General features: G+C 41.1%; 13 protein-coding genes. 10 read left to right on the top strand and 3 right to left on the bottom strand.

Features of this window, described 5'->3' with window-relative positions:
* Positions 1-121: 121 nt before the first annotated feature.
* Entirely contained in the window at positions 122-2,254 is a 2,133-nt protein-coding gene (locus QX565_RS04230) for a Tex family protein (RefSeq protein ID WP_221649000.1), read from the bottom strand.
* A gap of 104 nt (positions 2,255-2,358) precedes the next feature.
* Here QX565_RS04230 and QX565_RS04225 point away from each other — a divergent pair, with 104 nt between their 5' ends.
* The 6 genes from QX565_RS04225 (at position 2,359) to QX565_RS04200 (ending at position 10,550) form a co-directional block, all read left to right on the top strand.
* Positions 2,359-4,272, top strand: coding sequence for a sensor histidine kinase (locus QX565_RS04225; protein ID WP_289291477.1), 1,914 nt, complete (start codon positions 2,359-2,361; stop codon positions 4,270-4,272).
* A 44-nt stretch (positions 4,273-4,316) separates the two neighbouring features.
* On the top strand, positions 4,317-6,050 hold the full coding sequence (locus QX565_RS04220; protein WP_289291475.1) for a bifunctional metallophosphatase/5'-nucleotidase: 1,734 nt from the start codon (positions 4,317-4,319) through the stop codon (positions 6,048-6,050).
* A 111-nt stretch (positions 6,051-6,161) separates the two neighbouring features.
* Entirely contained in the window at positions 6,162-6,629 is a 468-nt protein-coding gene (gene msrC, locus QX565_RS04215; protein ID WP_002560789.1) for a free L-methionine (R)-S-oxide reductase MsrC, read from the top strand.
* Positions 6,630-6,722: 93 nt separating this feature from the next.
* Complete coding sequence (locus tag QX565_RS04210) at positions 6,723-7,064, top strand: DUF8478 family putative metalloprotein (protein WP_221648997.1); 342 nt, start codon at positions 6,723-6,725, stop codon at positions 7,062-7,064.
* Between the two features lie 116 nt (positions 7,065-7,180).
* On the top strand, positions 7,181-9,517 hold the full coding sequence (locus tag QX565_RS04205) for a TonB-dependent receptor (protein ID WP_221648996.1): 2,337 nt from the start codon (positions 7,181-7,183) through the stop codon (positions 9,515-9,517).
* Between the two features lie 151 nt (positions 9,518-9,668).
* Positions 9,669-10,550: a helix-turn-helix domain-containing protein gene (locus tag QX565_RS04200; protein WP_221648995.1), complete on the top strand. Its 882-nt coding sequence runs from the start codon at positions 9,669-9,671 to the stop codon at positions 10,548-10,550.
* 10 nt (positions 10,551-10,560) lie between these two features.
* Here QX565_RS04200 and QX565_RS04195 read toward each other — a convergent pair whose 3' ends face one another.
* Positions 10,561-11,142, bottom strand: a complete 582-nt coding sequence (locus tag QX565_RS04195; protein ID WP_221648994.1) for a Crp/Fnr family transcriptional regulator — start codon at positions 11,140-11,142, stop codon at positions 10,561-10,563.
* Positions 11,143-11,339: 197 nt separating this feature from the next.
* A complete protein-coding gene (locus tag QX565_RS04190; protein ID WP_289291468.1) occupies positions 11,340-12,926 on the bottom strand; it encodes a glycoside hydrolase family 31 protein in 1,587 nt (528 codons plus the stop codon).
* Between the two features lie 342 nt (positions 12,927-13,268).
* Between QX565_RS04190 and QX565_RS04185 the strand changes: the two genes are divergently transcribed.
* The 4 genes from QX565_RS04185 to QX565_RS04170 are packed head-to-tail and all read left to right on the top strand — an operon-like array spanning position 13,269 to position 20,888.
* Positions 13,269-16,745 (top strand): TonB-dependent receptor, encoded by a 3,477-nt coding sequence (locus QX565_RS04185; RefSeq protein WP_289291467.1) that lies wholly within the window; start codon positions 13,269-13,271, stop codon positions 16,743-16,745.
* Positions 16,746-16,771: 26 nt separating this feature from the next.
* Positions 16,772-18,313, top strand: a complete 1,542-nt coding sequence (locus QX565_RS04180; RefSeq protein ID WP_221648991.1) for a RagB/SusD family nutrient uptake outer membrane protein — start codon at positions 16,772-16,774, stop codon at positions 18,311-18,313.
* 1 nt (position 18,314) lies between these two features.
* Positions 18,315-19,763: a DUF4832 domain-containing protein gene (locus QX565_RS04175; protein ID WP_289291465.1), complete on the top strand. Its 1,449-nt coding sequence runs from the start codon at positions 18,315-18,317 to the stop codon at positions 19,761-19,763.
* A gap of 3 nt (positions 19,764-19,766) precedes the next feature.
* Positions 19,767-20,888, top strand: a complete 1,122-nt coding sequence (locus QX565_RS04170; protein ID WP_289291463.1) for an acyltransferase family protein — start codon at positions 19,767-19,769, stop codon at positions 20,886-20,888.
* The last annotated feature ends 8 nt before the right edge of the window (positions 20,889-20,896 follow it).

The following is a 20,896-nucleotide window of genomic DNA, read 5'->3' as shown; positions in this document are numbered from 1 at the left end:
TGTATTTGGCGGACAGGCTATGATGGCTTAGCGGACAAATAGATATAAATAAGAGATCGCCCGGTTCATTCTTAGGAGTGAATCGGGCGATTTTTGTTTTAAGATAATCAAGATATTTGCGTTAGCTTTGCTCTACACCAATCATTGTTAATTGTATGCGTTTTCGCTCATTATCTACGCTCATAACTTTCACCATAACTTGCTGATGAATAGATACTACTTCTGTGGGATCGGAAATGAAGCGTTCGGCTAATTGCGAGAGGTGCACCAGTCCGTTCTCTTTGATACCTATATCTACAAAAGCGCCAAAGTTGGTAATATTACCAACAATTCCCGGAAGTATCATTCCTTCACGGAGGTCATTGATGGTACGTACATTCTTATCAAATTCAAAGGCTTTGATCGTCTGGCGTGGATCACGTCCCGGCTTTTCAAGCTCCTGCATGATGTCCTGCAGAGTAGGCATACCCACTGTTGGAGTGACGTAAGCTGATACATTGATTTTGCTGCGTAACTCTTTATTGGTAATCAATTCAGCAACACTGCATTTCATATCTTTAGCCATTTGCTCTACGATGCAATAACTTTCGGGATGTACGGCTGTATTGTCCAAAGGATTCTTGGCTTGTGGAATACGGAGGAAGCCGGCACATTGTTCAAATGCTTTTGCACCCATGCGGGGAACTTTCATTAATGCTTTACGTGAATCGAAAGCACCGTTTTCGGCACGATAGTTCACTATATTTTGTGCCAACTGTGGTCCTAATCCGGAGATATAGGTCAACAGATGACTACTGGCTGTATTGAGATTAACGCCTACCAGGTTTACACAATTCTCTACTGTCTGATCAAGTGCTTTTTTTAGTTTGGTTTGGTCTACATCGTGCTGATACTGTCCCACACCGATGGACTTCGGATCAATTTTTACCAGTTCGGCAAGCGGATCCATTAATCGGCGTCCTATTGAAACGGCACCACGTACGGTTACGTCATATTCGGGGAACTCATCACGGGCTATTTTAGAAGCTGAATAGATGGAAGCACCTTGCTCACTGACAACAAATACCTGTAAAGGACGGTCGAACTGCTGGGTGGTAACAAAGAATTCCGTTTCCCGGCTGGCTGTACCGTTTCCGATGGCGATGGCATCTATTTGATAGGCTTCTACCATTTTACGTAGCTTGGCTGCCGCCTCTTTCTTCTTATCTACCGGTGGATGAGGATAGATATTTTCATTATGCAGCAGATTGCCCTGTGCATCCATACATACTACCTTACATCCTGTACGGAATCCGGGATCTATACCCAATACCCGTTTCTGCCCCAATGGCGGGGCAAGGAGCAATTGGCGAAGATTCTCGGCAAATACGCGAATCGCTTCTTCGTCGGCTTTCTCCTTTGTCATGGCGGCAAATTCGGTTTCGATGGAGGGCTTTAGCAGTCGTTTGTAAGAGTCTTGTACCGCTTCTGCTACTTGTCGGGCGCATTCGTTATTGCTACGAACGAACTGGCGTTCGAGCCTCTCGATGCATTCCTCGTCATCCGGGGTAATAGATACCTTTAGCAAACCTTCTGCTTCGGCACGGCGGATGGCTAATAACCGATGCGAAGTGCAACGTTTTAATGGTTCGGAAAAATCAAAGTAGTCGCGGTATTTTGCAGCTTCCTCTTCTTTGCCTTTCACCACTTTGGCACTGATTATAGCCTGACGATTGAATTGGTTACGTATAGCATTACGGGCACGTTCGTCTTCATTAACCTGCTCGGCTATAATATCGCGCGCACCTTTCAAGGCATCTTCCACGTCTTTCACGTCTCCTTTTACAAAGGCGGCAGCTTTAGCATCAAGATTATTTTCGCGTTGTAGCATCAATACCATTGCGAGGGGTTCAAGCCCTTTTTGGCGGGCGGCTTCCGCTCTGGTTTTACGTTTGGGCTTATAGGGGAGGTAGATGTCTTCCAATTCGGTAGTATCCCAGGTGCCTTCAATACGTTTTTGCAGTTCGGCAGTCAGTTTGCCCTGTTCGTTGATAGTGGTAAGAATGGTTTCTTTACGTTTGACTATCTCACAGAGTTTGTCGTACTGGGTTTTTATGTTTTCTACCTGTACCTCATCCAGGCCTCCTGTAGCTTCTTTACGATAACGGCTGATAAAAGGAATGGTAGCGCCGTCTTTTAGTAGATTCAAAGTGTTACTGACCTGCTTCTCTGATATATTCAAAGCAGCAGAAATCATCTTGTGAAATAATTCCATAAATGTTTTTATAATGATTCGCTGACAAATGTACATATTAATCTCCTATTAATTGCCAACTTTTAGTATATTTGCGGCAACAAAAAAAACGCGTATATATAAATATGTTGCCATATATCCGATATGTCTTTTCCTTCCTCCTTCCCATTGTTTTTCTTTGGCCAGTGGTGGGCTATGCAGCTCAGGATACCCGGTCTATTCTGATTATTTGCTCTTATAATCCGGCCGCTCATCAGACTTCGGTAACCATCTCTGATTTCATGGATGAATATACAAAATGCGGTGGCAAGTACAATATTGAGATTGAGAATATGAACTGTAAAAGTTTCTCGGAGGCTCCTCAGTGGAAGGGAATGATGCATCAGATACTTTCTAAATATACGGGTATTCAACGGCCGGAGCTTATTATCTTATTGGGGCAGGAGGCATGGGCGTCTTATTTATCACAGGAAGACTCATTGGTGGCACAAATACCGGCTATGTGTAGTTTGACCAGCCGTAATGCAGTGATTTTGCCGGAAGATACAATCAACCTGAAAGAATGGATGCCGGAGTCTGTAGATTTCTTTTCCGATGATCTTGGACACCATAAAGTGAAGGCGGGATTTGTTTACGAATATGATATTGAAGGTAATATTCAATTACTTAAACACTTCTATCCCAATACACGTCATATCGCTTTCATATCCGATAATACGTATGGAGGAGTTGCCATGCAGGCACTTGTGAGAGAAAAAATGAAGAAGTTCCCGGAGATGGATTTGATATTGTTGGACGGGCGTTCCAATACAATTTATACGATACTGGATCAGTTTCAGAAGTTACCCGAAAACACGGCGGTCATGGTGGGTACCTGGCGTGTGGATATGAATGAGAGCTATTTTATGCGTAATGCCACTTATATGATGATGGAGGCTAATCCCACAGTACCTGCTTTTACTCCGGCTTCTATTGGACTGGGTTATTGGGCTGTAGGCGGGGTAATTCCTGCATACCGTTCTTTTGGTCGCGAAATGGCTCGTGAAGCCATTCGTTTGCTTGACAATCCGAAAGATACAGTCAGTCATGTAGAGATAGTAGGCAGCAAGGCTGTGCTTGACTATAAAAAAGTGAAAGAATTGAAACTGGATACAAAATCTTTGCCTTTTCATGTGGAAATTGTTGGCAAGCCTGTATCATTCTATCAGGAATATATGTATCAGATATGGGCAGCAATCAGCATATTTGTAATATTAGTAGGAGGACTGATCATTTCACTCTTTTTCTATTTCAGAACAAAACGTTTGAAGGACGACTTGCAAAGGTCGGAAGTAGATCTGCGTGAAGCCAAAGATCGTGCCGAAGAATCCAATCGGCTGAAGAGTGCCTTTTTGGCCAATATGAGCCATGAGATACGTACTCCGCTGAATGCTATTGTGGGCTTTTCGGATGTGTTGACCGCCGAAGGAAGTTCTGACGAAGATAGAAAGGGGTATTCGGAAATTATTAAATCCAATTCAGACCTGTTGCTTCGATTGATAAATGATATACTCGATCTCTCCCGGCTCGATGCAGACAGGGTGAGGATGACAAAAGAACCTTGTGATGTAGTTCAGTTGTGCCGGCAGGTATTGACTTCAGTAAATTTTTCCCGTAAATCCAATAATAAGTTTGTGTTCACCAGTAAGTATGAGGATTTTGTAATCAATACGGACGTACAGCGGTTGCAGCAAGTTATTATTAATCTGCTTTCCAACTCTGCTAAATTTACACAAGATGGTGTTATTACTTTGGACTTTTCGGTGGATAAAGGGCGGAAGTTAGCCTTTTTCTCTGTGACTGATACTGGTTGCGGCATTCCAAAGGAGAAACAAAAGTTAGTATTTGAACGCTTTGAAAAATTAGACGAATATGCACAAGGGACAGGATTGGGATTGTCCATCTGTAAACTCACTGTTGAGAAATGGGGTGGTGAGATATGGGTGGATCCGGACTATACCGAAGGAGCCCGTTTTGTATTTTCAATGCCGGTAGAATGAGTTTGTAAAATAACTCTATTTCCTTATTACATTAAATAGACATTATGAAAAGATTTATTTCTATTTGTACCTTGCTGTTATGCTTTATGTTGGCGTTGCCGGCACAAGAGCGTGAGGTGAAATTGAAAATTGTACAGACCAGTGATGTACATGGTAATTATTATCCCTATAATTTCATTACTCAGAAAGAATGGGGAGGAAGTCTGGCGCGTATTTATGCATTGGTGCAGAAGGAGCGTGAGACTTACAAAGATAATCTTATTCTGCTTGATAACGGTGATATATTGCAAGGCCAGCCTACCGCTTATTATTATAATTATATAGATACGGTTTCTCCTCATCTCTGTGCCGAAATGATGAACTATATGAAGTATGATGCCGGTAATATGGGAAATCATGATGTAGAAACCGGTCGTGGCGTTTTTGATCGTTGGATTGGCGAATGCAATTTTCCTGTGCTAGGTGCAAACATTATTGATACTGCCACTGGTGAAACTCATCTGAAACCTTATAAAGTATTAGAACGGGACGGAGTTAAAATAGTAGTATTGGGCATGATTACTCCTGCTATTCCTGCATGGCTTTCTGAAAATCTGTGGCAGGGACTTCGCTTCGATGATATGGAGCAAACGGCACAGAAATGGATGAAGATTATCCGTGAGAAAGAGAATCCGGATATTGTAGTCGGGCTTTTCCATGCCGGGCAGGATGCTTTTCGTATGTCTGGTAAATATAATGAGAATGCATCACTGAATGTGGCAAAAAATGTTCCCGGTTTTGATATTGTATTGATGGGGCATGATCATGCCCGTGAGTGTAAAAAGATTATGAACGTTGCGGGGGATTCTGTGTTGGTTATTGATCCGGCCAGTAATGGAATTGTAGTTTCCAATGTGGATGTGACGGTAAAACTGAAAGATGGTAAAGTGCAGAGCAAGCAGATTGAAGGAGTGCTTACTCCCACAGAAGACTATGGTATCAGTGAGGATTTTATAAAAGAATTTGCTCCTCAGTATAATGCAGTAGAGCAGTTTGTATCAAAAAAAATAGGTACTTTTACTGAAGATATATCTACCCGTCCGGCCTATTTTGGTCCTTCGGCTTTTATTGATTTTATTCATTCCCTGCAACTTGATATATCTGGTGCTGATATTTCTTTTACTGCTCCGCTGTCATTTGATGCCGAGATTAAAAAAGGTGATATTCATGTCAGCGATATGTTCAATTTATATAAGTATGAGAATATGCTTTATGTGATGACACTTTCCGGCAGGGAGATAAAAGACGTTCTTGAAGCTTCTTATTATATGTGGACTAATCAGATGAAATCTCCCAATGATCATCTGTTGTGGTTTAAGAAGAAACGTCGTGAAGGAGCAGAAGATCGTGCTTCGTTTCAGAACTTCAGCTTTAATTTTGATTCTGCTGCGGGCATCATTTATACAGTAGATGTTACGAAACCTCAAGGGGAAAAAGTGATGATTATCAGTATGGCAGACGGTACTCCTTTCAGCATGGATAAGATTTATAAGGTTGCTCTCAACTCTTATCGTGGCAATGGGGGAGGTGAACTGCTGACAAAAGGTGCAGGTATCCCTCAGAATGAGTTGAAAGACCGTATTATCTTTTCCACAGATAAAGATTTACGCTATTATCTGATGAATTACATTGAGAAGAAAGGTACGCTCGATCCTCGTGCTTTGAATCAGTGGAAGTTTATTCCAGAAGATTGGACGGTGCCGGCTGCAGAGAGAGATTATAAAAAACTGTTTAAATAGTGATAAGTGATAAGTGATTAGTGATTAGTTCCATGCGGACTATAGTGTAGTTGTTAATCACTACTCACCTGCTCACTAATCACTAATCACTACTCACTAATTATTCTTGTTGTGTCTGAAAATTTAATTCTTATATCCGGTAGTAAAGAAGAGCAATATTCTTCTTTGTTGCCACAAATAAAGTCTCTTGTTGAAGGAGAGACCGATTTAATAGCCAACTTGGCTAATGTTACTGCTGCTTTGAAGGAGGCGTTTCACTTCTTCTGGGTTGGGTTTTATCTGGTGAAGGAGAATGAGTTGGTGCTTGCTCCTTTTCAGGGACCTATTGCTTGTACACGCATTCGTAAGGGGAGAGGGGTTTGTGGTACTGCCTGGCAGGAGAAGCAGACACTGATTGTACCTGATGTAGATGCTTTTCCGGGACATATAGCCTGTAGCTCTCTGTCTCGTTCGGAAATTGTAGTGCCGTTGCTAAAAGATGGTGAGGTGTGGGGAGTACTTGATATTGATAGTGAGCAACTGAGTACTTTTGATGAAACGGATAGGAAGTATCTCGAAGAACTTTGTACCTATTTGTAGATGATTTGTTAAATACATCCCCTTTTTATTTAAAAGTCTTTGAGATAATGCTTATCTTTGCACCTCAATTTTAAAATAAAGAGACTATAACAGGTGAGACGTGTAAAAAGAGTTCTATCATCCCTTCTGTTGCTGACGCTATTTACCGTGTATCAGGCAGGCATTACGATGTTTACCCATGTACACTACGTCAATGGTGTCATGATAGTTCACTCTCACCCCAGTCATGGCAAACACACCCACACTAAAACCGAGATTGTTGTAATTAACCGTTTATCTTCTTTCCATTCACTGGAAGCTGATATACCGGTCAATGTAATAGATCCTGTACGTCCGTTACTTTTCTACGTGGAAGTACAGCGGGAGATTCCTGTTGTGTCAGGAATGCATTTGCGGGTACTTTCTCTTCGTGCTCCGCCTGTAATCCGGGCTTGAAAATGATAATTTAATAGTTTGCTGTAGAAGATACGTTCAGTGTATCTTTGTTGCTGATTATTAAATTATTACTCTTTTTTTTCTTTATTCATTATATATAATATTGTAATTTCAGAATGAAAAAAAATATCATCCTGCTTATGCTTCTATGCCTGAGCATGATTACTTATGCCGTCAATCCTATCAAGGAAGGCAATATGATTTCCGGTCACGTTATTGTGAAAGGAACCGAAGAGAATGTTCCTTATGCCACTGTACGTGTGGTTAGTTATAATGGTGGTACTGTTCCCGAAAAGCTTCGTACATCCGGTGCTGTCTCTAATGATGAAGGGCAGTTTGAGTTTCGTAACCTTGCTCCGGGTAAATATACACTGCGGGTACAAGCTATGGGCTATAAAAGTCAGGAGAAGACAGTGGCTGTGAGTAAAGACTTTACGGCTGTTCTTCATTTCCAATTGGAAGAAGAGAGTTTCATGACTGATGAAGTAGTGGTTTCTGCTAATCGTAATGAGGTTAGCCGCCGGGAAGCTCCTGTAGTAGTTAATGTGATGAGTGCAAAGCTATTTGAAACGGTAAACTCTACTGATCTTGCTAAGTCGCTGAATTATCAGTCGGGACTTCGTGTGGAGAATAACTGTCAGAATTGTGGCTTTCCACAAGTACGTATCAATGGTTTGGAAGGTCCGTACTCCCAGATTTTGATAAACAGTCGTCCGGTCATTAGTGCTCTCTCCGGGGTATACGGGTTGGAACAGATTCCAGTGAATATGGTAGAACGTGTAGAGATAGTGCGTGGTGGTGGATCGGCTTTATTTGGTGCCAATGCCGTAGGAGGTACTATCAATATTATCACGAAAGACCCTGTCAGTAACTCTTTCCAGGTATCCAGCATGATGTCAAATATGAATGGTAAATCCTGGGAACAATATATGGGTGGCAATGTTTCTCTTGTTGCCAAAGATAATACGTATGGCATTGCTTTGTATGAGACGTATCGTAACCGTAACCCTTATGATGCCGATGGTGACGGATTTTCCGAATTGGGCAAACTGAATATGAATACTTTTGGACTCCGTGCTTACTATCGTCCTTCGTACAATAGCCGTATCAATATTGAATATCACACTACCAATGAGTTTCGCCGTGGCGGAAACAAATTTAATCTTCAACCACATGAAACCGATATAACTGAACAGACCAAACATATTATTAATAGTGGTGGATTGAGCTATGATCACTATTGGAATGAAGCAAAACATAAAATGTCTTTATACGGTTCTATCCAGCACACTGATCGTAACAGCTATTATGGTGCTCAGAAGAATCTCAATGCGTATGGTAAAACAGATGATCTTACCTGGGTACTGGGTGGCATGTATGTGGGGCAGATGAATAATTGCCTTTTCGCTCCGGCCACTTTTACCGGTGGTTTTGAATATCAGGATAATGCTTTACATGATGTCATGACTGGGTATCACCGAGATATGAAACAAAATGTGCGCATAGCCGGTACTTTTATTCAGAATGAATGGCGTATGAGACAGCTCACGATGCTCGTTGGCTTGCGTATGGATAAGCACAACCTGATTGATAAACTGATTTTCAGTCCCCGTGTCAATCTGCTTTATAAGCCGATGGATAATCTTCAGGCGCGCCTCACATATTCTACCGGTTTCCGTGCTCCACAGGCTTATGACGAAGATCTCCATGTGACGGCCGTAGGAGGTGAAGGTATTCAGATCAAACTGGCAGATAATTTGCGTGAAGAACGTTCTAATAGTTACAGCGGCTCTGTGGACTGGACATTGCCTATTGGGCATTGGCAGGCAAATATATTGTTGGAAGGCTTCTACACCGATCTGCGTCATGTGTTTACACTGGCAGATATTGGTGAAGATGAAAACGGAGATATGATAAAAGAACGTCGTAATGCTCATGGTGCACGTGTTTATGGTGCAAATCTTGATGCGAAGATTGCTCATGGGCGTGAAGCTCAATTCCAGTTAGGCTTTACGGCACAACGTAGCCGTTATACTCATGATGTGGTATGGCGTGACGCAGTAGAAGAAGAGGGGGTGCCTGCACTGACTACCCGGCGTATGCCCCGTACTCCCGATTATTACGGATACTTTACTTTTACCTCTGCACCTACCAAGCACTTTGACTTTTCTCTGTCAGGTACTTATACCGGAAAGATGATTGTACCCCATATGGCAGGTTATATCCCCGAAGATCGTATGGAACACACTCCTCAATTCTTCGATCTTAATCTGAAACTGAACTATACTTTTATACTACACGACCATATTAAACTGCAACTGAATGGTGGTGTACAAAACATATTCAATAGCTTTCAAAAAGATCTTGATAAAGGAGAACTTCGTGATTCGGGTTATTTCTATGGCCCTACACAGCCCAGAACCTATTTTATCGGTATTAAGATCATGAACTGATTATACAGTCTGTAAATGCAGAATGAATGCCATGCGAAATAAAAACGTATGGCATTTTTTGATTTATAATTGTTCTATTTTTCGCTTTATTCGATATATAGACTAATATGAATGGAAATAATATATATATTTGCGAAAAAGATACGATAAAATGGAGAATGAAGTAATTCCACAAGTGAATATATCCTCTGTGCAGGGATTACGGAGGATTGATTTTATAGATAATGATTTTGCCATATTCGATGATGTTTCGGATGTTCCTATGGATGAGTTTCCTAACCGTATTAATGCTGCTGTGATAGCCGTTTGCCTTACCGGGTCGGGAAAGGTAGGAGTTAACCTGAGAGAGTTTGAAGTAACTGCCGGAACTTTGCTAATGACTCTTCCTGAACAAATAATTCAAAGCTTGGGTGTCAGTGACGATTTCAGTGCTATTTATATCGCTGTTTCCCCTCAGTTTATAGACAGGACTTTTACGCAGATGAAAGAGTTGCTTTCTTTTATGTTTTATATCAAAGAGCATCCCTGTATACCTTTGAGCAAGACCGAGCAGGACTGCATGTTGGAGTATCACTCTTTCTTATGGAAGAAGGTGAAAATGAAAGATAATATATTCCGTAAGGAGATAGCCAAAGGTATCCTTTCGGCTATGTTTTATGATCTTTATAACTTCTGCCGCAAGCATATGCCTATTGATGAGATTCGTCCCAAGACACGTAAGGAAGAACTCTTTGAGAAATTTATGCGTGAAGTGTCTGCCTGTTACAAAATGGAGCGTTCCGTAATATTCTATGCCAATAAGTTGTGCCTTACTCCTAAACATCTTTCCGGAGTAGTGAAAGAAGTGAGTGGCAAAACGGCAGGTGAATGGATTGATAATTTTGTGATTCTTGAAGCACGCGCTTTGCTTAAATCCTCAGAAATGAGTATACAGGAGATAGCCGAATATCTTCATTTTGCCAATCAGTCTTTCTTTGGCAAGTATTTTAAGCACTACGTTGGGATGTCTCCCAAAGAGTACAGACGAAGTTGAGGGAGGATTTTTATAATACTCCCGACCGTACCCGGCTTAGTGTCTCGGGGGTCATTAATAAATAAGAGGCTATGTGCGATAGTGGTGCCCGTTTGATAATTTCCGGATGATGCTCGAGTAGCAGGTTATAGCGTTCACGTGCTGTTTCAAAGCGCCAGGAATCTGCCTTTACCTGTGAAACGATAAGGGAATATTCCAGTATCTTTCGATAGAACATATTGATTTCCGGTGATGTTTCTACCAATCTTTGCAACGCATTGTAGGGAAAGAGGAAGAGGATAGATTGTTCCAGTGCCTCTACTATCAGTCGGGTAGGTTCTTGTTTAAGCAGACTCTCAATACACATCACGATACAGCCTTCGTACGAAAAATGCTCAGTAACATCTTTTCCGTTTTTGTAATAGAACTGGCGAAGCATCCCTTTTCCGACGAAGATTAAATCATGAGAAACTTGCCCTTCATTTAGCACAATTGTCCCCTTATTACTTTCTTTGCGTATCAGGACTTCTGCCAACAGTTCGCGCCCCTCTTTACTCATTTCCGGAAATCGGGAATTTACAACAGCATCTACTGTTTCTTTTAATAGATCCATAACGTGTTCTGATAAGTAGTAATTGATAATATTTGCAAAAATACAAAATCAGTTGACATAAATCAATGAATCGGGCGGAAAAGATAGTTTGTTTTATTGAAGTGCCCCCATTAAGTTGAATCTGTTAACAATCATATCGCTTGTATAACTTAGTGAGGGCATTTCGGTGGATACACATATCCTTTTATTAAAATGTATTATTTAATACGTTCGAAATAAGGCAGACGTTCTAATGGAACTTCTATTTCAATTGTTTTCGGACCTTTGAACTTCTTACCCATATCATCACGCCATTCACCTTTAGGTAGTTTTACAGTCCTATGAGTTCCTTTTGTTACCATAGGAGCTACCATATATTTATTGCCTAACATGAACTGATCATGACAATCGGCAAATCCCTGATGCGGAAATGCATATTCCAAGTGTTGTACAATGGGGTCACCTGTGTGAGAAGCATGTATAGCTACTTGCAAAATATAACTTCCCATCTGTTCATGGAATTGAGCAAATTTACGGCATATATCCAGATGTTTCTTGTCAAGAATGCGCCAGGGAGCTACTGAGAACTGCATCATTGGCATGAATGCATGAATCTGACAAGAACGCACAATCAATTCCTGATCGAATTTATCGGTATCAATATTCAAAAATGAACCGAACTCTCCACCACCGATCATATCAGGGCAGGTATAAGCATGCCCTAATAAACCAGCCGCTATCATATCAGGAATTAACAACGAGGAAGCATGCCAGGAATAAGATTTATCACCCAAACGCTGTACAATTGCCTGACCACCCAACTTGAATGAAGTACGGAATTCATTATACGGAAACTTTAATCCCAGTTCTGCCCACTTTTGAGAAAAAGTACATGCATTGGCAATCGGATCATGAAAGGCATATTCGCCTGTAAAATGGTTTACATCACCTGCATCAAATTTATAACCGTCAATTCCGTATTTTCTTTGAGCAGTAAGCAACCGTTCTTCCAGATAAGAAGCTGCCTCCGGATTTGTCATATCATAACAAGCACTCACGCCATTCCACCAATGTATCATAGCCGGTGTGATACCGTCTTTTTCCTTTACCAAATACCCTTTTTTTGCCAACAAACGATACTCGGGACTATCTGCAGAAACAAAGGGCGCGATCCATAACATTACTTTAAATCCCTGTTTATGCAGACGTTCAATCATTCCTGTTGCATCCGGAAACTTTTCTGGCTTAAATTCAAAATTACCATAATATTTCTGCCAGTTATCATCTATCATAAAGATACCTGTCGGAAAATCATTAGCTAATATATCTTGGGCATATTTTTCTATATCAATCTGATTCTGATTGTACATCAACTCAATCCATGTATTATACTGCGGTTTGGAGAAGAATATTTCTTCCGGTATTTTATGGGAAGGTGGAAAGTGTTGAGCCGAAGCACTCAGATAAGCATCCTTGAGTGTCTTTCCGGCAGAAACAGCATTTAGTTTTTCATAATCAGAACTAAGAAGTAGTGTGTCGTTTTGTAGTCGGAAGCGGAAAGGTTGTTCGCTCCAGATATAACGGCCCTCGGAAGATAATATCAGCGGAACAATCTGGTTGTTCAGATTCTTTTTACTCAAATCGTACCATTCTGTTGTTGAAGTAAAAGGCATATGACTACCCAGTGCAACCAAACCACCCCACCATTTTTCACCTTTCAATGGTGCTACGGCTGTTTCATACTGCTGTGCTATGGCAGAAACAGCAGAACATAAGATCAAAATACTAATAAATGCTTTCTTCATAATATTATGTTAATTATTTAAGTTGGGATATATTTTGAAATGACTTTTCTTTTCGTGCTTTGGCCTCTTATTTTATAAAGAGACGGTTGATGGTTAGAATACTCATTGTAATATTAAGAATAATATGATAATTAACAATTGAAGAACTAGGCTAAGTTTTTTAATTATAGGACCGTCAGCTTATACCTGATTTGGTTTCTATCTTCTCATAGATACTCAACCTGAATATTCTATGCTTTATAACATAAAAAAAAAATGAGTATTTTTTCCTCCAATTGCCTCTTTGTATAATATAAACGAGATTTCATAAAACCTTAGTTAAACAATTAAAATCTTACGCGTATGAAAAGAGCACGAAAGGGGCATCTTATGACAGCGAGCCTCATACGAAGACTCTGTTTAAGCCTTTTACTTCTATTTGGTGGGTGGGTATCTTTACCTGTGTACGCCCAAAAAGCAATTACTCTGGATTTAATCAACCAGCCTTTCTCTACTTTTATTAAACAAGTGGAACAACAAACGGATTACAAATTTTTCTTTGAAGAACAAAGTGTGGATGTGAACCGGCTTGTAAATGTGAGAGTACAGAGTCAGGATGTAAGAGTAGTACTGAACAAGGTATTGAGTGGTACAAATATTACCTATACAATTGCCAATAAAAAGATTCTTTTAAAGAAACAAGAAAACCCAAAGCTTCAAAGGGGGAAGGCACTTCCGAAAGAAATCACAGGAAGTGTAGTGGGAGAAGATGGAACCCAGTTGATAGGGGTCAGTATTCAGGTAAAAGGAAAAGCGGTTGGTACAATAACCAACGGTGATGGTAATTATCGGTTGGTACTACCAGACAACAGTGATGCTATCGTTGTAACGTACGTCGGTTACATTCCTCAGGAGATCTCTTTAAAGAATAACAATTGGCAGAGGATAGTTCTTAAAGAAGATATAAATATGCTTGACGATGTAGTTGTTGTAGGCTATGGTACTGTTAAGAAGAGAGATTTGACAGGAGCTATTTCTACAATAAAAGCAGACGAGATGGGGCTGGCAGGTATTTCTTCTATCGGTCATGCCCTGGAAGGAAAAGCGGCAGGTTTGTATGTCCGCCAAAACAGTGCACAGCCGGGTGGGGGGCTCGACATTCTTGTACGTGGAGCCGGTTCTATCAATGCAAACAATGATCCGTTGTATATCGTGGATGGATTTCCAATTGCAAAATTAGACCAGATTGCTTCTTCAGACCGTAAAATGGACCCAGGAACACAAGGCGTACTCAACTTCTTGAATCCTAACGATGTAGAATCTATTGAAGTATTGAAAGATGCCAGTGCCACGTCTATCTACGGTGCTCGTGCAGCCAACGGTGTAGTAATCATTACAACCAAACGTGGAAAGGAAGGAAAAACGAAAGTTAGCTATTCTTATAATTACTCTTATCAGAAATATTCGGATACTTATGACTTACTTTCTCTTCCGGAATGGATGGAAGAGAAAAACAAAACAAGTTGGGAGTTGTGGGTATGGAATAATAAGGTAGCTCCCTGGGGTACAAAAACGTTGGAGGAAGCCTTAATGTCTCCTGTCAATGGTATCAGATATAACCGTCCGTACACAGAACAGGAAATAGCCAATGCGGGAGCGGGTACAGACTGGTTGGATTTGGTAACACGAAACGGTTTAATACAGGAACACAACATCAACTTGCAAGGTGGAAATAAGGGAACTCAATATATGTTGTCATTCAACTATTTCAACCATGAAGGTATTATACGCAACTCCGGAATGACCCGTTACACGATGAAAGCCAATATTGACCAGGAGTTTTTGAATATATTCAAAGCCGGGTTAAACCTGACCATGACTCGTATTATTAATGACAATACACAACTTGGTTCGGATAAATGGGAAAATTCAGGCCTTATCCGTTCGGCCGTTGAAATGGGGCCGCAAATACAGGCTTATGATCCTGAAACTGGTAAATACCCTACCAATCCATTGGTTGGTACCCGTCCGAATCCTTATTCTTTATTGAATAACGTGGACCGTGGCAATACGGACCGTGTATTGGGTAATATCTTTGTCGAAGCACGTCCTTTGGACGGACTGACATTGCGTGTGAATGCAGGTATAGACCGTGCTGCCCAAAGTAGAAAAACATATCAGCCTAAAAGTACTTTAAATGGATACAACCTGCAGGGAGTAGCCAGCGTATACAGTATGGATAACAACCAGTACTTGCTTGAGGCTACGGCAACCTATCTGAAGACTTTTGCAAAAATTCACAAAATAAATCTGTTGGCAGGAACTTCTTACGAACAATTCAATTATGAAGGAGTGAATGCAGGAAACAATAATTTCCTGACGGACGGATTTATTTATAACAATCTGGGAGCCGGTGGAGGAAACAAGATAGTAGGCTCCGGCAGTTCGGAAAATAAGATGCTTTCTTATTTTTTTCGTGCCAACTATATCTTAAAAGACCGCTATTTACTGACAGCTACTCTGCGTTCTGACGGTGCCAGTGTATTTGCCAGAAACCACAAATGGGGATATTTCCCTTCTGTTGCTTTAGGGTGGACCATTAGTGAAGAAAATTTTATGGCGAAAGCTTCTGACTGGTTGAGTATGTTAAAACTGAGACTTAGCTGGGGGCAAACCGGTAATGCTGATATCAGCACCAATGCATTTGCAAGTTACTATGCTCAGGAAGCCTATAATAAAGAAGATAAATCTAAGCAAATAGGTGTGTTTCAAGGACGTCTGGAAAACCCTGACCTGAAATGGGAAACAACAACCGAATGGAATGCGGGACTTGATTTCGGCTTCTTTAATGGACGCATCAGTGGTTCTGTGGAATATTACTATAAGGTTATTTCAGATCTTTTGAATTATAAACCCTTAAATTCTTATCAGACTATAACGCAGGTGATTGCGAACATTGGAAAAACAAAGAGTACTGGTATTGAAGTAACTTTGAATACCAAAAATATTGTGACTAAAGACTTCTTTTGGTCTACCGACCTTACTTTTACAAAGTACAAAGACCGTTGGAAGGAGCGTACCCCAGACTGGAAACCAGCCGTATATGAAAAATATGACGCACCTATCAGAGCCATTTACTCCCGTCGCGCTGATCATATTCTGCAAATTGGTGAGAAAGTGCCCGATGCACAACCTTTATTGCTTCCGGGACAATTGGTAATCAAAGATATCAACGGATATGTACGCGATGCAAATGGTGACCCGGTGGTTGACGAAAACGGACGTTTCCAGTTGTTGGGCCATCCGGACAACATTATTGATGATGCTGATATGGAATTAATAGGAACCAGTGATCCGGGTTGGCTGGCAGGAATGACGAATACTTTCAAGTACAAAGACTTTGATCTTAGCTTCCATCTCAATGGGATGTTTGACCGTATCATGGAAGATCCTACTGCAATGGAGTATGGAATTTCCGGCGACGGTATTGCACGGTATGGCTTGAATGCTCTCCGATCGGTTAAAGATCGCTGGACTTGGGATAATCCGTCTACAACCAATCCCAGTACATTCCAGGGATGGGAAAATACGTATAGTTCCGGTGATTTTTATTACCAGAAAGCATGGTTTATCCGTATGCAGAATATTACTTTAGGATATACATTGCCCAAACACTTGTTGGCAAAAACTAAAGTGATTTCCAACCTTCGCGTACATGCCAGCATAAACAACGCCTTTATTATCACTCCTTATGACGGTTTGGATCCTGAAACGGACTATTATACCGCTTCATATCCTAATGCGAGAACATTCAGCTTCGGAGTTGATATCTCATTCTGATATTTTTAACGCTAAAATCAAGTATAATGAAACGATACATTAAAACATATCTGGCAGCCATTGTATTTATAGGTACCTGCCTAAGTAGCTGTATTGATCTTGATCCTGTAGATTATTCTGAGATCAATCCTTCAAATTTCCCCAAAAGTGAGGAAGACCTGAAAGCCCTGGTTCTTTCCTGTTATTATCCACTTCGTGGTAACTGGTGGGATGGAATACATTCTCCTTCTGAACGGGGAGTGATGTTTGTAAATGATGCAACCACTGAAATTCTGACCCAAACGTGGGGGCCGGCATACGACTGTTCGTTACTCAATTTCTTTCCGGAAACAGAAGGAGTGACTTTCTTTTATTATGAAAATAAAGAACCTTACGGATATGCCAATAAAATTAGCCGCTGTACGCTCGTATTGGATTACATTGAAAAAAGTTCATTATCAGACGATTTGAAAGCCCGCTATAGTGCAGAAGTCAGATGTGCACGCGGTATGCTTTCTTATATTTTATTTGATATGTATGGACCTTTGGTTGTGGCTCCGATTGAGGTCTTACTAAATCCTCTGGAAGAAGTTCCTTTGCCACGACTGTCGCATGAAGAAATGGTGAAGTTCATTGAAGATGATCTTATATTTGCCTCTGAACACCTTCCTTATCCGGGAGCTGCGGAGTATGGTAAATTCAGCAGAGGGCTGGCTAAAATGTTGCTTATCCGTCTCTATTTGCATGAAACGGTGAATAACAAAGATTACTATACTAAGGTAGAAACTTTAGCTCGCGAACTAATGGACTCCAAATATGGATACCGACTGATGAGTGACTATCCTGCTATGTTCGAACTTGGTGGGCAAGGGAGTGCCAATAAAGAGATTATTTGGGCTATCCCTTCTTCTGGCGAAGGTCCGAGTATGAATCAATGGCATATGGGAGCACTTCCTACTGATTTTAACCAGAATGGTATGGGAGCCGGTTGGGGTATATGTACCAGTACCTGGTGGTTCTATGATACATTTGAGTCTGCTGATACCCGAAAGACTTATTTACTCAGCTATTACACAAATGCAGCCGGAGAAGTAGTGGATCGCAATACTCCCGGCTCACCTTTGGCAACAGGTCCTATTCCGTTGAAGATCGGATATGATCCTGCGGTATTAGGTTCGGGTGGCTATTCTGATATTGATGTGATCATTTATCGTTATGCAGATGTGTACCTTTCATTGGCAGAAGCGCTTATTATGAAACCGGAAGCAACTTCAAATGATTACGCCGAAGCCTTGGGGTATGTCAACAAAATACGTGAACGCGCTAAACTGAAAGCTTTAAAATTGGAAGATGTCAATACTCAAGAGAAGTTTATTGATCAGATTCTGACAGAAAGAAGCCATGAATTCTGGTGTGAGAATGGTCAATACCGTGCAGACTTAATCCGTCATGATAAATTTGTACAGCGTGCTATTGACGTAGCTCAAACTCCTTATGCGAATAAATATAAAGAATTATATCCGTTGCCTCTTTCTGTCATAACAGACGGTAAAGGACAAGTAAAACAAAATCCAGGTTATGATAAATAGAATGTTTAAAAGAAGCAGTTTAATGGCCTTATTACCTTTCTTGTTTATTTTGGGTATTATGGCATGTGGTGGTGATAATCAGTCGAATACTGACGACGAGGGTTCTAATGAAACGGTAACAGGCCCGATAAAAACGGTGAATTATATCTCAACGAACGACCTGTTCCCTAACCCTGAACGTGGTTTCTACAAATATACAGACAGCAAGGGCACACCCGCACTTTCGGAACAAACATTGCGTAGTTACCGGCAAAAGCAGATTTCCCTTATCTATCGTCTGTATTATCTGAAAGATTTCAAGAATGCACCGATTAGCGATGCATTCCTCTCACAGATTAAACAAGACATGGAGGTAGCCCGTAAGGCAGGTATAAAAATGATTCTGCGTTTTGCCTATTCTCTGGCTATGGATGAACCGGATGCACCACTCGCGGTCATCCTGCAACATCTGGATCAAATCAAACCTATACTCCAGGAAGATAAAGATGTGATTGCTGTATTGCAGGCGGGTTTTATCGGCTCATGGGGAGAATGGTACTATACGACCAATAATCTGAATAATGATGCAGCCCGTAAAGCGATACTGGATAAAATTCTGGAAGTTTTGCCGACAGACCGTACCGTGCAAGTGAGGACCCCCAATTACAAACGCAATTATATAGGAGTGAAGACCGCTATCAAAGCAGAGGATGCATTCAGTGGTAAAGTTGTTGCCCGAATAGGACATCATAACGATTGCTTCATGGCCAGTGTTGATGATTATGGTACTTATACAGACGCAGCCGTTGATAAAAGTTATTTGAATGCGGAGGGACTTTATCTGCCGATAGGTGGCGAAACTTGTCCGCCGGATGGGGTAGATCCTGCTGATTGTGACAAAGCACAAGCAGAGATGCGTAATCTTCGTTGGTCTTATTTGAATGAAGATTATTACAAAGGGGTAAACGATACCTGGGTCACAGGTGGATGTATGGACAGAATTATCCGTGAAATGGGGTATAGGATTGTCTTGCAAAAAGGGGAATTTTCTGAAAAACATGCTCCGGGTAGTGAGCTTTATGCGGCTATCACCTTGCAGAATTTAGGCTATGCTCCTCCGTTCAATGCAAGAAAAGTTGAATTGATTTTACGTTCAAAAGATGGAAAGACTACTTATGTAGCCTCCTTGCCGGATGATCCACGGAAATGGCAGCCCTATAAAGTTGAGACTATAAATGCAAAGATTGCATTGCCCACTGATTTGGCGGTAGGGGATTACAAATTGTATTTGTATCTGCCAGATCCGGTGAGTACTATACATGACCGACCGGAATATGCTATTCGGTTGGGTAATAAAGATTGTTGGGAAGCAGCAACCGGATACAATGACCTGGGCATAGACATTCAGGTAAGTGAATCTTCAGAGTTGCCCGCGAGCCAATCATCCATTAGATTTACTTTAAAGAAATAGCTTATGGTAACTGCTAATAAACGTTTGGCTTCCTTGGACCTGTTAAGGGGCTTTGACCTGTTCTGCTTGTTGATGCTTCAACCCATCCTTATGACCTGGCTGGAAATAGAGAATAATCCGTCATTGGATCCTATTGCCAACCAATTCACTCATGTAGAATGGCAGGGAGTTGCATTCTGGGATTTGATAATGCCACTGTTTATGTTTATGTCCGGCATCACCATCCCGTTTGCCATGTCAAAATACAAACAAGGAGAAAAGATAGACCGTCATTTCTATTTCCGGCTTTTTAAGCGTTTCTTTGTCCTGTTCTTTTTGGGCTGGGTAGTGCAAGGAAACTTATTAGCATTAGACATCAGGCAATTTCACATTTTTGCAAATACACTCCAGGCGATTGCTGTGGGGTATGTGGTAGCAGCTCTGCTTTACGTATGGTGCCCATTTCGTACGCAAATTGGTTTTACGGTTCTATGTTTCATAGCTTATTTATTAGTTTTCGTTACAGTAGGTAACATGAATTATGAACCGGGAACTAATATTGCAGAGGAGATAGACCGTTGTGTGTTGGGCTCTTTGCGTGATGGAGTTACCTGGACAAACGGAACATGGAGCTTCGATTCGTCTTACCACTACACATGGATATTAAGTAGTTTGAACTTCATTGTCACTGTAATGCTCGGCAGTTTTGCCGGTCATATCCTCCGGCTTCGGAAAGAGCCTGTTCAACGGTTGAAAGTGCTACTGCTGACGGGTGGCTTCCTTGTGGCCACAGCCTTGTTGATGGATCCCTTTTTCCCAATTATCAAACACATATGGAGCAGCTCGATGACCCTCTTTTATGGCGGTGTCTGCTTCTTACTCATGGGTATCTTCTATTATCTGATTGATATAAAAGGATGGAAGTCGGGAGCAGTAAATTGGCTCAATTATTATGGAATGAATTCCATAGCTGCATACTGTTTATTTGAAGTGGTGAACTTCCGCAGTATATCAGACTCTCTGTTTTTCGGGCTGGAACAGTGGTTCGGAGTGTATTATCCTTTGGTTGGCATTTGCTTTCAATCAGCTATCGTACTGTTGATTGTCAAGTGGATGTATGACCACAAAATATTCCTTAAAGCTTAACCCTTTAA

Source organism: Bacteroides sp. 41_26, from assembly GCF_949740115.1.
Lineage (GTDB): Bacteria > Bacteroidota > Bacteroidia > Bacteroidales > Bacteroidaceae > Bacteroides > Bacteroides nordii.
This window is presented reverse-complemented; position numbering and strand designations above follow the sequence as displayed.

Coding starts and splice junctions, on each gene's coding strand:
- QX565_RS04230 (WP_221649000.1), bottom strand. CDS start 2,254: ATGGAATTATTTCACAAGATGATTTCTGCTGCTTTGAATATATCAGAG.
- QX565_RS04225 (WP_289291477.1), top strand. CDS start 2,359: ATGTTGCCATATATCCGATATGTCTTTTCCTTCCTCCTTCCCATTGTT.
- QX565_RS04220 (WP_289291475.1), top strand. CDS start 4,317: ATGAAAAGATTTATTTCTATTTGTACCTTGCTGTTATGCTTTATGTTG.
- QX565_RS04205 (WP_221648996.1), top strand. CDS start 7,181: ATGAAAAAAAATATCATCCTGCTTATGCTTCTATGCCTGAGCATGATT.
- QX565_RS04200 (WP_221648995.1), top strand. CDS start 9,669: ATGGAGAATGAAGTAATTCCACAAGTGAATATATCCTCTGTGCAGGGA.
- QX565_RS04195 (WP_221648994.1), bottom strand. CDS start 11,142: ATGGATCTATTAAAAGAAACAGTAGATGCTGTTGTAAATTCCCGATTT.
- QX565_RS04190 (WP_289291468.1), bottom strand. CDS start 12,926: ATGAAGAAAGCATTTATTAGTATTTTGATCTTATGTTCTGCTGTTTCT.
- QX565_RS04185 (WP_289291467.1), top strand. CDS start 13,269: ATGAAAAGAGCACGAAAGGGGCATCTTATGACAGCGAGCCTCATACGA.
- QX565_RS04180 (WP_221648991.1), top strand. CDS start 16,772: ATGAAACGATACATTAAAACATATCTGGCAGCCATTGTATTTATAGGT.
- QX565_RS04175 (WP_289291465.1), top strand. CDS start 18,315: ATGTTTAAAAGAAGCAGTTTAATGGCCTTATTACCTTTCTTGTTTATT.
- QX565_RS04170 (WP_289291463.1), top strand. CDS start 19,767: ATGGTAACTGCTAATAAACGTTTGGCTTCCTTGGACCTGTTAAGGGGC.